Origin of the sequence: Propionispora sp. 2/2-37 (assembly GCF_001298735.1) — a bacterium.
Taxonomy (GTDB): Bacteria; Bacillota; Negativicutes; order Propionisporales; family Propionisporaceae; genus Propionispora.
Window position 1 is genome coordinate 214,825 of the sequence record NZ_CYSP01000001.1, and the last position, 14,855, is coordinate 229,679.

14 protein-coding genes are annotated in these 14,855 nt (G+C 41.2%); 13 read left to right on the top strand and 1 reads right to left on the bottom strand.

Going from position 1 to position 14,855, the window contains the following annotated elements; all coding sequences use genetic code 11:
* Positions 1-4: 4 nt before the first annotated feature.
* The 11 genes from P22_RS01130 (at position 5) to glyS (ending at position 10,961) form a co-directional block, all read left to right on the top strand.
* On the top strand, positions 5-2,251 hold the full coding sequence (locus P22_RS01130; protein ID WP_235814512.1) for an HD family phosphohydrolase: 2,247 nt from the start codon (positions 5-7) through the stop codon (positions 2,249-2,251).
* On the top strand, positions 2,178-2,588 hold the full coding sequence (gene ybeY, locus P22_RS19995) for an rRNA maturation RNase YbeY (protein ID WP_235814514.1): 411 nt from the start codon (positions 2,178-2,180) through the stop codon (positions 2,586-2,588). Before P22_RS01130 ends, ybeY begins: the two co-directional genes overlap by 74 nt.
* Positions 2,589-2,632: 44 nt before the next feature.
* Positions 2,633-2,935: a diacylglycerol kinase family protein gene (locus P22_RS01135; RefSeq protein ID WP_255351773.1), complete on the top strand. Its 303-nt coding sequence runs from the start codon at positions 2,633-2,635 to the stop codon at positions 2,933-2,935.
* A gap of 14 nt (positions 2,936-2,949) precedes the next feature.
* A complete protein-coding gene (locus P22_RS01140) occupies positions 2,950-3,369 on the top strand; it encodes a cytidine deaminase (RefSeq protein ID WP_054258366.1) in 420 nt (139 codons plus the stop codon).
* Complete coding sequence (gene era, locus P22_RS01145) at positions 3,362-4,273, top strand: GTPase Era (protein WP_082378358.1); 912 nt, start codon at positions 3,362-3,364, stop codon at positions 4,271-4,273. The genes P22_RS01140 and era overlap by 8 nt, the downstream gene beginning before the upstream one ends.
* A gap of 98 nt (positions 4,274-4,371) precedes the next feature.
* On the top strand, positions 4,372-4,956 hold the full coding sequence (locus P22_RS01150; RefSeq protein ID WP_054258367.1) for a DUF502 domain-containing protein: 585 nt from the start codon (positions 4,372-4,374) through the stop codon (positions 4,954-4,956).
* 68 nt (positions 4,957-5,024) lie between these two features.
* The gene (locus P22_RS01155; protein WP_054258368.1) at positions 5,025-6,314 is read left to right on the top strand and encodes a hemolysin family protein; all 1,290 of its coding nucleotides are present in this window, start codon (positions 5,025-5,027) and stop codon (positions 6,312-6,314) included.
* A 164-nt stretch (positions 6,315-6,478) separates the two neighbouring features.
* Entirely contained in the window at positions 6,479-7,225 is a 747-nt protein-coding gene (gene recO / locus P22_RS01160; protein WP_054258502.1) for a DNA repair protein RecO, read from the top strand.
* 71 nt (positions 7,226-7,296) lie between these two features.
* Positions 7,297-7,686, top strand: coding sequence for a DUF4342 domain-containing protein (locus P22_RS01165; protein ID WP_054258369.1), 390 nt, complete (start codon positions 7,297-7,299; stop codon positions 7,684-7,686).
* A gap of 330 nt (positions 7,687-8,016) precedes the next feature.
* Positions 8,017-8,895, top strand: a complete 879-nt coding sequence (glyQ, locus tag P22_RS01170; protein ID WP_054258370.1) for a glycine--tRNA ligase subunit alpha — start codon at positions 8,017-8,019, stop codon at positions 8,893-8,895.
* The gene (gene glyS, locus P22_RS01175) at positions 8,895-10,961 is read left to right on the top strand and encodes a glycine--tRNA ligase subunit beta (protein WP_054258503.1); all 2,067 of its coding nucleotides are present in this window, start codon (positions 8,895-8,897) and stop codon (positions 10,959-10,961) included. Before glyQ ends, glyS begins: the two co-directional genes overlap by 1 nt.
* 74 nt (positions 10,962-11,035) lie before the next feature.
* Here the strand turns inward: glyS and P22_RS01180 are convergent, their stop codons facing one another.
* Positions 11,036-11,506 carry an LptA/OstA family protein gene (locus P22_RS01180; RefSeq protein WP_054258371.1) on the bottom strand — a complete coding sequence of 157 codons (471 nt, stop codon included), beginning with the start codon at positions 11,504-11,506 and terminating at the stop codon, positions 11,036-11,038.
* Positions 11,507-11,632: 126 nt separating this feature from the next.
* Here P22_RS01180 and P22_RS01185 point away from each other — a divergent pair, with 126 nt between their 5' ends.
* Both P22_RS01185 and dnaG read left to right on the top strand, forming a co-directional pair.
* Positions 11,633-12,643 carry a deoxyguanosinetriphosphate triphosphohydrolase gene (locus P22_RS01185; protein ID WP_054258372.1) on the top strand — a complete coding sequence of 337 codons (1,011 nt, stop codon included), beginning with the start codon at positions 11,633-11,635 and terminating at the stop codon, positions 12,641-12,643.
* Positions 12,644-13,010: 367 nt separating this feature from the next.
* Positions 13,011-14,813, top strand: a complete 1,803-nt coding sequence (gene dnaG / locus P22_RS01190) for a DNA primase (RefSeq protein ID WP_054258373.1) — start codon at positions 13,011-13,013, stop codon at positions 14,811-14,813.
* The last annotated feature ends 42 nt before the right edge of the window (positions 14,814-14,855 follow it).

Genomic DNA, 14,855 nt, shown 5'->3' on the forward strand with positions numbered 1-14,855 from the left:
ATATATGTTATCGCTTAACCATAATAAACTGCGTAATTTTTTTCTCCAACCTGCCAGTATTTATGCGAAACCGATCCTTCGCCGGATTGTATACGGTTTGGCATTTTTTTTCGTATTTATTATTCTTCTTTCGACAGATTTTGTTTCCGATAAAGTATCGTTTCAAGTCGGACAAGTCAGTGACCGGGATGTTGTCGCCCCGCGGACTGTCTCTTATGTAGATGCTGTTAAAACTAAAAAATTGGAAGAAGAAGTATTAAACAGCATTGCTAATGTGTATGATTTAGATAGTTCCGCCATGGCTGATGCCGAAGAAAGTGTAGCGGCGATATTTTCCATTGCCCGTTCGGTAATAACCGATCCGGTATTGCTTTCCAGGGAAGAAAGAATAAATAAATTAATGCAGCAATTGCCGATTAATTTGCCAAATACGGTTTTAGCCGGTATAATTCAGCTTAATGAAGCCGAACTTACGAGTGCCCAGGAACAAACTAAGCATTTGTTGCAGAAATATTTCCAGCATGGAATGCGGGATGATGATATTGACTTGGCTCGTAAGCATATTGTTATTGAAACAGAAGAACTGGGGCTTGGAAAAAATCAGGAATCTGTTGTGGCCGGTATTGCGCAGCAACTGCTCAAACCGAATTTTATATTAAATGTCCGGGAAACTGATAAACGAAAACAAGCCGCATTAGCCAGTATTGAACCGGTCAGAGAGACTATTAAGAAGGGACAGATTCTGGTTAGGAGTGGTGATGTAATAACAACAGATCAAATTGACGCCATGGAAGAACTTGGATTATATAGGGGGCAGACAGGAGAAATCAAAATATTGGGTTTAAGTATATTTGTCCTGTTGGTAATGCTTTTGGTTTTAGGATATCTGTATAAATTTTCGTATAAAGTATACAACAGTGATTTACAGTTAAGCTTAATAGGACTTATCATTTTATTAGCTATTCTATTAGGCAGGGCCGCCCATTATTATTCGGATTTTGTGGCACCGATCGCTGTGGGAGCCTTGCTAGCTTCCATTTTAATTGATTCCCGGACCGGTTTGTTAGTCGGTATTACTTCCACCATACTGTTTAGTGTAATTGTTGATCATGATTTACAGGCAGTATCCGTAGCTTTAATTGGCAGTATGGTAGGAGTGTACAGTGTCTCAAAAATGACACCTGGCTATAGTTTAACGCAAACAGGCATATGGATTGCTTTAGTTAATTTCCTGGTTATTATTGCAACCGGATTTATGCAGCAAATCGACGTTATTCAGGTTTTACTACAGGGGGTGATGGGGGTTTTAGGAGGGGTCCTTTCTGCCGTTATTACCATAGGTCTATTGCCCTATCTGGAACATAGCTTTAATATTACTACTACGATAAAACTGCTTGATTTGGCAAAACCCAATCACCCTTTGTTACAAAGACTTTTGTTAGACGCGCCTGGTACGTACCATCATAGTGTCTTGGTGGGAAACCTAGCGGAGACGGCCGCAGGCAGTATTGGTGTCGATCCGGTTATTGTGAGGGTTGGTGCTTATTATCATGACATTGGGAAGATTAAACGGCCATACTTTTTTGTTGAAAATCAGGCTGCAAATGACAACCCGCATGAAAAAATTGCTCCTTCGTTAAGTACACTCGTTGTTACTTCGCACATAAAAGATGGAATCGATTTATGCAGAGAATATAAAATACCCCAGATTATTATTGATATTGTGCAACAACATCATGGAACAACGTTAGTTTCCTATTTTTATCACCGTGCTGCGGAAAATGAACATGGTGAATGTATTATCGAGGCAGATTTCCGTTATGAAGGTCCCTGTCCGCAAACGAAGGAGGCTGCTATTATTATGCTGGCTGATGCCTGCGAAGCCGCTGTCCGGTCTATCGGAAAACCAAACTCCAACCGCATTGAGGCAATGGTAAGAAAAATAATCCGTGAGCGATTGCATGATGGTCAGTTGGACGATTGCAATCTCACCTTAAAAGATTTAAGCAGGATCGGAGATATTTTTATCCGGGTATTGTCCAGCATGTTTCACACCAGAATTGAATACCCGGATAATGTAAAAGAAATAGAGAAGAGGAAAGCAAAAAATGGAAATAACAATAAGCAATTTGCAGAAAAAAACGACAGTGACCTTGCAAATGGAGAAAATTGTCAGAATGGTATTGGAAAAAACAGCCGAACTGCACAAAATACAACCACAGACGGAAGTAAGTGTGGTTTTGGTCGATGATGAATATATCCACTCTTTGAACAGGGAATATCGCGGCAGGGACTGCTCAACCGATGTGCTTTCGTTTGCTCTAGCGGAAGGGGAAGAGCCGGATATTATTGATGGACCTGAAGAAGAATTGCTTGGTGATATTATTATTTCTTTGGATGCCACTATCCGGCAGGCAGAAGAATTTGGCCATAGTGTGGAACGGGAGTTGGCTTACTTAACGGTGCATGGTATGCTACATTTGCTGGGGTATGATCACGAACAAGAAGCAGACCGTCAAGATATGCGTGCTGCAGAGGAAGAGGTACTTAAGGCGTTACACCTGGTTCGTGATACCAATTACTTATGAAAAGACAGTCCTTGCTTGCTTCGCTTGCACAGGCAGGGAAGGGAGTGATGTCCTGTCTGCAACGGGAGCGGAATCTAAAAATTCATTTTCTGTTTGCTTTTTTGTCCTGCTTGCTTGCCTGGTATGTGCAACTGTCAAAACAGGAATGGCTGCTGCTTATTCTCACCATTGCCGGGGTTATCGTTAGCGAAATGGTAAACACCGCTATTGAAGTTATGGTGGATTTAATCTCACCCGAGTACCACCCTTTGGCAAAACAAGCTAAAGATATTGCTGCCGGAGCTGTCCTGTTTATGGCATTGGTTTCACTTATAGTTGGTTATATTCTGTTTGTGGAAAAGTTTTAGTTGAAGGTGATAACATGGATCAAGATACGGCTGATAAATTGATTGCCGAAGCTGTCCAAGCAAGGGAAAATGCTTATGCCCCTTACTCAAAGTTTAAAGTTGGAGCAGCTGTAGTAACTGGAAAGGGAAAACTATATTCAGGCTGTAATATAGAAAATGCATCATACAGCTTGTGTACCTGTGCGGAACGGACGGCCATTGTTAAAGCGGTATCATCCGGTGAGAAAAATTTGAGATGGATGGCAGTGGTCGCCGATACAGCTCAGCCGGTGGCACCCTGTGGTGCCTGCCGTCAACTGATGGCGGAATTTGGTATCGAAAAGATTGTCATGGCCAGTACAGCAGGCCAGCGGAAAATTGTATCGGTAACTGAATTGCTGCCATATTCATTTAATCCAAGTATGTTGTTGGGAGAGGAGCTTCATAGTGAATGATAGTATCCCTGTTGCAGGAGAAGAATATAAATCAGGATTTGTAGCCATTGTCGGGAGGCCTAATGTCGGTAAGTCCACTTTGCTGAATAGTCTCATTGGGCAAAAGGTAGCCATTATGTCGGATAAACCGCAAACTACACGTAATAAGATATTATGTGTTTTAACTTTGCCGGATGCCCAGATACTGTTTATTGATACCCCCGGTATTCATAAACCTAAACATAAGCTGGGCGAGTATATGGTGCAAACAGCGGAAAATACGTTGCATGAAGTGGATGTGATTATTTTTGTCATTGATGCAGCATCAGACTTAGGTGCAGGCGATCAATACATATTAGAGCGCTTAAAAACAGTGAAAACACCGGTAATACTGGCAATTAACAAAATTGATCAAATGCCGCCGGCAGAGATTTTGCCGGTTATCACGCAATATGTGGATAAGTTTAATTTTGCTGCTGTTGTGCCCATTTCGGCTTTACATAGTACCAATCTTGCCGATTTAATAACCGAGGTAAAAAGTTATCTGGCTCCCGGCCCTCAGTATTATCCGGAAGATATGTTGACTGATCAGCCGGAAAGAATGGTGATTGCGGAGTTAATCCGTGAAAAAATACTGCACCTGACCAGGGAAGAAATTCCGCATGCTATAGCTGTCGACATTGAAGAAATTACTGCCAGAGATAATGATAATTTATATATCCGGGCTGTAATTTATGTTGAGCGGGAGTCGCAAAAGGGAATCGTGATTGGTTCAGGGGGGAAATTATTAAAGGAAATTGGTTACTTGGCACGGAAAGATATCGAAAATTTACTGGGCTCGAAAAGCTTTTTAGATTTATGGGTCAAAGTAAAAAAAGACTGGCGTAACAGGGATAATACATTGCGTTCTTTTGGCTACGAATAACAGATGGCTATGACTATTTTTGACTGCTAGACTTGGCAGTCATTCTCTTTATTGACCGCAGATGCGATAAATGGTATCATTTGTAAGAGGGGTATTTTATGAACAGATTATCGAAGTATTTTGTTAATGGGTTAATCGTTATTGTTCCTATTGCGATTACGGCATTTGTTATTATACAAATTTTTTCGATTACCGAAGAAATGTTGGGAGTTTACTTGCCTGTTCATTTTCCGGGGGTAGGAATCATAGCCGTATTACTGCTGATTATTCTGACCGGCTGGTTATCTTCCTACTGGGCACTCAAACGTGCTCTTGAATGGGGAGAGCGGCTGCTTGAATCTATCCCAATCATTAAATTTATTTATACCAGTATTAAACAATTATCGACAGCAGTGTTTGAGTCGCAACAATTATTTAAGCAAGCGGTGCTGGTTCCGTATCCACATCAGGATGCGAAGGCACTGGGGTTTGTTATGTCGGAAATTTCTGATCCTTTGAAAAACGTATTAGAGGATGAGCATGTTTGTGTATATATACCAATGAGTTTCAATCTGACAAACGGATTTAACATTCTGGTACCGAAGAAAGATATTATAATGTTAGATGTAACGAATGAAAGCACGCTACAGTATCTATTTACTGCAGGCATGATTATGCCTACGGCTAATGATGCACATAAATAGGGAGTGGATGCGCTATCGATTCGCCTTTATATAGTATAGTAAAATTGCTATTTGCGGTAGTATTAGTCTTGTTAAATGGTTTTTTTGTTGTAGCTGAGTTTTCTCTGTTCAGAGTAAAGAAAACGCGTTTGGAAGAATTGGCTCAGCAGGGAAATAACCGGGCCAGACTAGCTTTAAAAGTAATGTCTGCTTTCGACACGTATTTGGGAGCCACTCAGTTGGGGACTACCTTATCCTCGTTGGCTCTGGGATGGCTAGGGGAGCCCGCAGTGGCTTCGCTCTTGAAATCCTCCTTAAATCAAAATTTACCGGAAAACCTTATATGGGTGTCATCCCTGCTTAGCGTATTAATCGGTTTTTTTTCTATTACCTTTCTCCATATTGTATTGGGAGAACTGGTTCCAAAAACGTTAGCCATACAAAAAGCGGAAGGGATGGCTTTAACGTCCGTAAGAGCACTATTTGTTTTTCATAAAATTACCTATCCGGTTATTTGGCTGTTTCAACAAGCCGCCCGGGTGATTTTAGCTGCTATGCAGATTAAACCGGTCAATGAAACCGAACTAACTCATTCAGAAGAAGAACTGCGTATGATCGTCAGTGCCAGCCAGCGCGGTGGAGTCTTAGACCAGATGGAAAGTGAGTTAATTGACAACGTATTTGATTTTGCTGACCGGCTGGCACGGGAAATTATGGTGCCGCGGCAGGATATGATTTGTCTGTTTATGGATGATTCCTATGAGGAGAATATCCGGATTGTCCGCGAGACCAATCACACCCGTTATCCTTTATGTGTTGAGGACAAGGATCATGTCATTGGCATGGTGCATTTAAGAGACCTGATGGATTTTGATTTGCGTAATTCGGCTAATAAGGATTTAAAGACAATTATGCGGGAAATTCTTGTTGTGCCGGAAGGTATGTCTGTCGCCAAACTTTTGCAGGTCATGAAGCGCAAACGCATTCATTTGGCGGTAGTGGCTGATGAGTATGGAGGGACGGCCGGTTTGGTGGCCCTGGAAGATATTATTGAAGAAATTGTCGGTGATATTCAAGATGAGCATGACGAAGTAGTAGAAGGGGAAATTCAGCGTCTGGCCGATGGTGCCTATGAATTTGACGGCCGGGTTCTGTTGGACGATGTGGCGGACATATTACATATTCAATTAGGAGAACATGAGGAAGATACGCTTGGCGGATATATATTCGGTCTTTTGGGGCGGCGTCCTGAAATTGGCGATCAAGCGCGGATTGATGAATATCAATTTGAAGTATTAAAAGTTAACGGATTTCGCATAGTAAGGGTAAAAGCTGAATTATTAACAGGATGGAATTCGATGAACAAAAATGATAATTAGTCTGTACGAAAGGATGATAGTAATTGTTGTTACGAGACGTTATGTGGAAAATTTTTCTGAGTACCGGCATATCGGAGCGTATCTGCTCTATCGTTCCTGTATGGAGTGTAATCAGCTTCCCGGAAATTCACTAAATAACGCAGCAGAGGTTGTTTGAATTTTTTATGGTATATCAGACCGAAGCCATCTTGTTGGCAGTACGCGACTGGCGTGAGGCTGACAGGATGGTAACTTTGTTTTCAAAAGAATATGGAAAACTCAGTGCCGTTGCTTACGGAGCCAGGCGTCCCAGCAATCGATTGGCGGGAAGTATACAGCTTTTTTCTCAACTGGATTTATCACTGGAATCCGGTAAAGCCCTCGACACGATAAAACAATGCGAGATGAAAAATAGTTTTAGACGTGTTCGTGAGAATCTTTTTTATATGGCATATAGTTCTTTTCTTGCTGAAATCGTGGTTGAATTAAGCCCGGAACGGCAGGGGGAACCACGCATATTCGAATTACTTGTCGATGCCTTTACCTTGATTGCCGAACGTAATCCCAGATTGGTAGCGCTGGCGGCAGCATGGCAGGTACTGGCAATTTCCGGATATCTTCCGGAGTACAGGGTATGTGTAGAATGCGGCAATGATCTTCACTTCCCGGTTTTTTTTGATGTACATGCCGGTGGCGTGTTATGTTCTTTTTGTAAAAAAAACGATACAACCGATACATTGACACTGCCCATTAGCCAAGATACGGCTGTTCTAATTGACGCTCTGGTACATCTTAATTTAAAATGTCCTGGTAAATTTTCCGTCAGCGGAGCCAGCCTACTGCAAACAGAAGCCATTTTGATTCAGTATTTACTTTATTGTTTAGACAAACCGCTTAAGTCCTTGGCTTTTATTAAACAAATTGGATCATAAACTTGAACTGGAGAGCATAAGTTTTTCTGTTTTGAGCATAATAAAAAAATACCAAAACCGGAGGTACGTTTATGGAAGAAATAACTCTGGAAAAAATTGATATATTGCGTGAAAGAACAGGTGCATCCTACTCCCAGGCCAAAGAGGCTTTAGTTAGCAGTCGTGGTGATGTTCTGGAAGCATTGATTGCGTTGGAAAAGCAGCAAAAGAATACATGGACGGAAGAGTTCTCCCTGCGCTCGACAGAAGTCATTGACAAGGTAAAAGAATTAATTCATGAGGGAAATGTAAATAGCATCCGTGTAAAACATGAAAATAAAGTATTAGTCGATATTCCTGTCGGTCTAGGGGCACTGGGGGCTGTTTTTTTACCTCAACTGGCAGCATTGGGCGTTTTGGTAGCTGTGTTTAAAAGATGCACTATTGAAGTTATCCGTAACGGGGAAAACAAGTCTGATTAAATGTAAGACAGAAAATGTAAGCTTTGTTTTTATAATTGACAGGGATTAGCATATTTGCTATATTGTATATTAATATATGGCAATGAAGAAGAGTAGTAGCCTGGCTACAGCGAACCGGGGAGAGTGGAAGCCCGGTAATCGGGTGAAGGCGTTTCTGAGCTGCGGATGGAAATCTATGTGTGACATAGTAAAGTAAATTCTGCAATAGTTAACTGAAAGTGGGCATTTGCCAAGCAGGGTGGAACCGCGGGATAAAAACTTCTCGTCCCTGGTAACTTTATGTTACTGGAGACGAGAGGTTTTATTTTTAAAATTTTTAGGGGGAGAAAAATGACATTTCAAGAGATTATTTTAACTCTGCAAAATTTTTGGGCAGAACAAAAATGTATTTTGCAACAACCCTATGATGTGGAAAAAGGGGCTGGTACTATGAACCCGGCTACTTTTCTGCGGGCTTTGGGACCGGAACCTTGGAACGTCGCTTATGTGGAACCGTCACGGCGTCCTACTGACGGGCGTTATGGAGATAATCCGAACCGGTTGTTCCAGCATCACCAGTATCAGGTAATTATGAAACCGTCACCGGCAAATATTCAAGATTTATATTTATCCAGCCTGGCCCGTTTAGGCATTGATCCGGACCAGCATGACATTCGCTTTGTTGAAGATAATTGGGAATCGCCCACGCTTGGTGCATGGGGATTGGGCTGGGAAGTCTGGCTGGATGGTATGGAAATTACCCAATTTACTTACTTTCAGCAGGTTGGCAGCATTGATGTTAAGCCGGTGTCGGTAGAAATTACTTATGGTTTAGAGCGTTTAGCCATGTATATTCAAGGCAAGGAAAACGTGTTTGATATTGAATGGATTAAAGGGATTACCTATGGCGATGTATTTCACCGTAATGAGGTAGAGCATTCTTATTACAATTTTGAGATTGCCGATACAAAACTCTTATTTCATTTGTTTGATTTATATGAAAAAGAAGCTTTACGGGTACTGGAACTTGGTTATGTTCTTCCGGCATACGATTATGTCTTAAAGTGTTCTCATTCCTTTAATTTATTGGATGCACGTGGGGCAATCAGTGTGAGTGAACGTACCGCTTTTATTGGCCGGGTGCGTACTATGGCCCGTTTATGTGCACAAACTTATGTGGAGCAACGAGAAAAACTCGGATATCCGCTTTTGAAGGAGAGGAAACAATGATGTCCAGAGATCTATTATTGGAAATTGGTACTGAAGAAATCCCGGCACGGTTTATGCCTGATATATTGTTTCAATTGGAAAAGCTTTCCCAAGAAAAACTTGCGCTTTTGCGTATTACTTATAAACAGGTACAGGCGATAGGAACCCCCCGTAGAATGGTGCTTGTTATTCGCGGCCTGTCCGAGCAACAGGAAGATAAATTCAGTGAGAACAAAGGTCCTTCTGTAAAAATTGCTTTTGACAGCAACGGTGCGCCAACCAAGGCAGCCCAGGGATTTGCGCGTGGGCAAGGAGTTGACGTGACCGAACTAGTAGTGAAGGACGGTTATGTTTATGCGGCAATCAATGAAAGCGGCCGTCCGGTTCAGGAACTGCTGCCGGAGATATTGCTGAATATAATTCACAGCCTTAATTTTCCTAAAAATATGCGCTGGGGAGACCTTGATATTCGTTTTGTCCGGCCGATACGCTGGCTGGTAGCGCTCTATGGCACGGAGATTATTCCGTTAAGCATAGCGGAAGTCAGCAGCGGTAATGTGACATACGGGCACCGTTTTTTAAGCAAGGGAGCTCTTACGATAGGATCTGTTGACGATTATTTTGAGAAATTGGCGAAAAACTATGTGATGGTTGACCCCAAAGAGAGACGTGCGGTTATCCTGCACCAGGTTGAGCAGTTGGCTATAAGCCACGGAGGCGTAGCGGAGATAGATGGAGAACTCCTTGAGGAAGTTGTGTTTTTAGTTGAATTTCCAACGGCACTTTGTGGCAATTTCGATGAAAAATATCTGACTTTGCCCGCAGAAGCTATCATTACTCCTATGCGTGAACATCAACGTTATTTCCCGGTCCTCTCCAAAGACAAAAGATTACTGCCGGTGTTTATTACTGTCCGTAACGGTAATTCCGATCATATCAAGGTGGTGCAGCACGGTAACGAAAGAGTGTTGCGGGCCAGATTGGATGATGCCAAGTTTTTCTTTGAAGAAGATCAAAAGATTACTTTAGAAAATCGTGTTGAAAAACTAAAAACTATTGTATTTCAGGAAGGATTGGGCACTCTCTATGATAAAACACTGCGCATACAGGCTTTATCGTCCGGTTTGGCGGAAAAACTTCAGTTAACCGGTGAAATACGTAGAATCATTGATCGCAGTGCCTATTTGTCTAAGGCGGACTTAGTAACCGGGATGGTTTATGAATTTACTGAGCTTCAAGGGGTAATGGGACGTGAATACGCATTGATAAACGGAGAGGACCCCTGCGTTGCCGCTGCCATTTTTGAACATTATCTGCCGAGATTTTCGGGAGATGAGCTGCCGCCAAGCGATGCCGGCAGAATTATTAGTATTTCTGATAAACTGGATAATATTGTGGCTACTTTTAGTCGCGGCTTGATTCCTTCCGGATCGCAGGATCCTTACGCATTAAGGCGCCAGGCGTTAGGGATTGCGTATATAGTAATCCAGGCAAACTACAGTGTCTCCCTGCAGCAGTTGGTTGAATTAAGCATGGATTTATTGCATATTTCAGAGGAAAAACAACGTAAGCAACTTTCTGCCGATATTCAGGATTTTTTCCGCCTGCGTATAAAAAATATATTGACAGAAGCCGGTATCCGCTACGATGTTATTGATGCGGTAATGGCTGCCGGAACAGATGATATGTATGACACTTGGCTAAGAGCAAAAGCCCTGGCTGACGAAAGTCTTGGTGATGCCATCCGGAAAGCGGCACTGGCTTTTACGAGAATTGCTAATTTAACAAAAAATAATAAGGTCAATACAATTGTGGTTAATCCTGAACTATTGGCTGCCCTGGCAGAATACAAGCTATTTGAAGTTTATGGTCAATCCCGGGAAAAAATTGAGAAACTGCTAAAAAGCAAGCAATATGCAGGTGCTATCACAGTAATGGCCGATTTAGCGGATTCGATTGACGCTTTTTTCAGTGAAGTCATGGTTATGGTGGAAGATCCTGCCGTACGTAATAACCGACTGGCACTGTTAAAAGTAATTGCTGATCTTACGGCAAAAACAGCCGATTTCAGTAAAATTATTGCATAAAAGCAATGAAAAACCTGTACATCACTGTACAGGTTTTTCATTGTTTATGCCGGAAACAATACTAAAAACCGTTTTTATAAAAAACTGTTTGTTTCCACATTGTATTGCGCTGTTGTGGCCGACCAATTGTTACCGTTTTGGCTGACTTGTACATTGCCACTGAATACGGCTATTTTACTTTTCCAGTTAAACTCTACCTGATCGGCAGTGATGGCAAGTCCTGAACGGGAAAAACTTATACCGCCTTCAATTTGTGCTGTGTTATTCGGGAAGGAAACATATACCGTGCTGCCGGTGCAATAAATATCATTCTGAGTAAAAGTGACTCCACCGGATGCCCAAACCTCCCTATAATTGGTTCTTGCCTCGCCTGCCGTAACCGTACGATTTTTATGTTCGATGTACACATTACCGTTAAGTACTTGCAGTCCGGTAGAAATGTCAAAATATTGCTTATCAGCCCGTATGGTGGGCATAGCGGCAAAAACCGTGCCGCTTAACAGCAAAGTCAGCAGCAGGAAACTAAATACGATTTTTTTTCTCATAAAATACCCCGCCTTTCATTTACTATTATAGCAGAAGTTCTTCCTGAGAGGGAATTGAATTTTACTCCTTTGTCTGGAGCATGTCTTTATGATATGATATATTAAATTTATACAGGGGGATTGTATATGAAGGTGCGTGAACGTATTGAAGATCAAGAATCGGCTTTTTTGTCGCCGTATGCCAGCAAAAGCAAACTGGCCAGTAGAAAAATATATGAAGAACCCTGTCCTTTTCGGACGGAATTTCAGCGCGACCGGGATCGGATTATTCATAGCAAGGCTTTTCGTCGTTTAAAGCATAAAACGCAAGTCTATTTTTCTCCTGGCGATCATTACCGTATGAGAATGACACACAGTCTGGAAGTCTCTCAAATTTCCCGCACTATTGCACGGGGATTGATGCTTAACGAAGATTTAACGGAAGCCATTGCCCTAGGGCATGACGTGGGACATACTCCGTTTGGCCACGCCGGAGAATATGCACTGCAAAAAATTATTGGTGAATACCGGCATAACGTGCAAAGCTTGCGGGTTGTGGAACATTTGGAAAAAAACGGAAAAGGATTGAATTTAACAGAAGCAGTGAAAGATGGAATTTTAAATCATACCGGAGCACATTTCCCTGCCACTCTGGAGGGCAATGTGGTTCGCAGAGGTGACCGTATTGCTTATTTATGCCATGATTATGACGACAGCATTCGCGCAGGAATGCTGAAAAGTAGCGACCTGCCAGGTAATGTAGCCTTAGTATTAGGGACAAAACCATCGGAAATGATTACAGTCATGGTATCAGATATAATAGAATGCTCTTTTGATCGAGGAATTATTTGTATGTCTGTCCAAGTGGAGAACGCTATGGAGGAGTTCCGTGATTTTATGTTTGCAAAAATTTATCATTCTAAGGAATTGGCGCCGGACAGGGAAAAAGCCTGTTATGTAATACAGAAATTATATGATTACTTTGTTTTAAATTCTGATAAACTTCCTGCAGAGTATATAGAAAGAAAGGAAATTTGGGGCTTGGAGACAACAATTGTGGATTATATTGCCGGCTTGACGGATGTCTATGCAATTGAATTGTTTGAAAAGTTATTTATACCGGCAAAATGGAAAATATATACCAAAAAATTTTTTTAAGGGTACCAGATGGTGCCCTTGTTTTTCTGGAATACTTTATTGCTTTTAGAGGATATTTATGATATGTATTGAATAATATAAAAAACATAATATCTTGATTGCGGAAGTTTACAAAGCAGCAGGACTATTACAAAATTTGTAGAATAACCTCTAATTGTGTCTATAAGTGATTCAGTAATCCAAATCGTAAGCAGGAAAATTTGATAAAATCGCGAATTTATAAATCCAGTGGTTATAATCATCTTGATATGTATATTTAAGGTGTTCTTTTATGGATAAAAAATATTCTTATATATATACTTATGCAAAGATATTATAATCATTAATTGCAGTTGCAGAAAGTGGCATAAAAGGTGAATTGATTGGCATGAAGGATAGGGAATATGGAGAATTTGTTGAAAGGTTGCGTTCAGAAAGTGATATTGTAAGTATTATTTCCGGTTATGTTTCTTTGCATAAAAAGGGGAAAAATTTTTGGGGATGTTGTCCTTTCCATAATGAAAAAACTCCATCATTTTCTGTGGCTCCTGAAAAGGGATTCTTTTATTGCTTTGGCTGTCAGACAGGGGGGAATATTTTCAGTTTTTTAATGAAAATTGAAAATATCGGATTTTCCGATGCTGTAAAATTATTAGCAGGTAAACTCAATATCCCTCTGCCGGAAAGAGAGAAAACAGAACAGGAAAGATATCTCGAACGGGAACAGGACAGATTATTCCATGCGCATGAATTGGCCAGTGCTTTTTTTTATTCTTGTCTTACGAAAACCAATTTGGCTCATACAGCACGCGAATATCTTACTCGTCGCGGTATTAGTGATGAATCAATAGCGTTGTTTAAATTGGGATTTGCTCCTCCGTCCTGGGACAGATTGGTCAGTGCGTTGACAAAACGAGATATTAGTGCAGACATAATGATTAAGTCAGGTCTTGCGGTTGCCAAAAATGCGGGTGGGAGTATGTACGATCGTTTTCGTAACCGGATCATGTTTCCGATTTGTGATTTACGTGGGCGGGTCGTTGGTTTTGGCGGACGGGTAATTGACGAAAGCCATCCCAAATACTTGAATTCTCCAGAAACACCCATTTTTAATAAACGCCATATTCTATTTGGATTGAACATAGCAGAAAAATATATTAAAGCAACAGGACAGGCTGTAGTTGTGGAGGGGTATCTGGATGCCATTACTGCGCACGCGGCGGGCATACAAAATACAGTAGCTTCCTTAGGAACCGCCTTTACGTTGGAGCAGGCGAAGGCTCTGCGGTCTGCTCGCGAGATTGTATTTGCCTATGATAGTGATGGTGCCGGTCAGAAAGCTACAGCGAGAGCGTTGGAAATTGCTCGCAGGCAGGGTGTAACTATTAAGATTGTAGATATACCAGATGGAAAAGATCCTGACGAGTATATAAAAAAGCATGGAGCTGATGCCTTTAAACTGTTAATTACCAACAGTCTTTCGGTTGTTGATTATCACTTGCAGACAGCACTCCGGGCAACGGATTTTTCCACTTTAGAAGGAAAAGTTGCGGTGGTAAATAAAATGATTCCCATATTAGCAGCCTTGGATAATGAAGTTGAAATTAATGGTTATATTACGCAAATAGCAGATTCTCTTTCTATCGATGAAGCTTCGGTTCGCAGCGAATTGCGTAAATTTTTAATTTTTAACAAAAAGGATAAAATTGTAAAAATGGGAAAGGATATTACTGCAATTCACCTGCGGGACAATCATATTACTGCATTGGCTCAAGCGGAAAAAAATCTTATCCGGTTCATGTGCGAGGATAGGTCGATTATCCCATATGTCCAAGTACAGTTACGATTAGAAGATGTTCGGGATGAGCTAAGAAAAAAAATAATGAAACTTATATTTAATGCGTATAATATGGAGAAAAATATTGCGGATGTTAATTTTCTGGAGGCGTTGGGAGCAGAAGCTGATAATGAACTTTCCCATATTATGCTGATGGATATTGACTTAAATAATGTAGCGCAAATGGTTGACGATTGCTTAAAAACTATACGTTTGACCAGTTTGAAAGATTTATATGAACAACATCGGTTGCGTGCTGATGAATTACAGCGTATGGGGGATAGTAGTTTTCTGCAGGAATTAGCGGAAAGCCAGCGAATAAATGATGAAATTAGTAAATTACATCAGTCCTAGTGCGGCTAGGTACTGTAGTTTTGCAGCTAAATTGGATTGCCA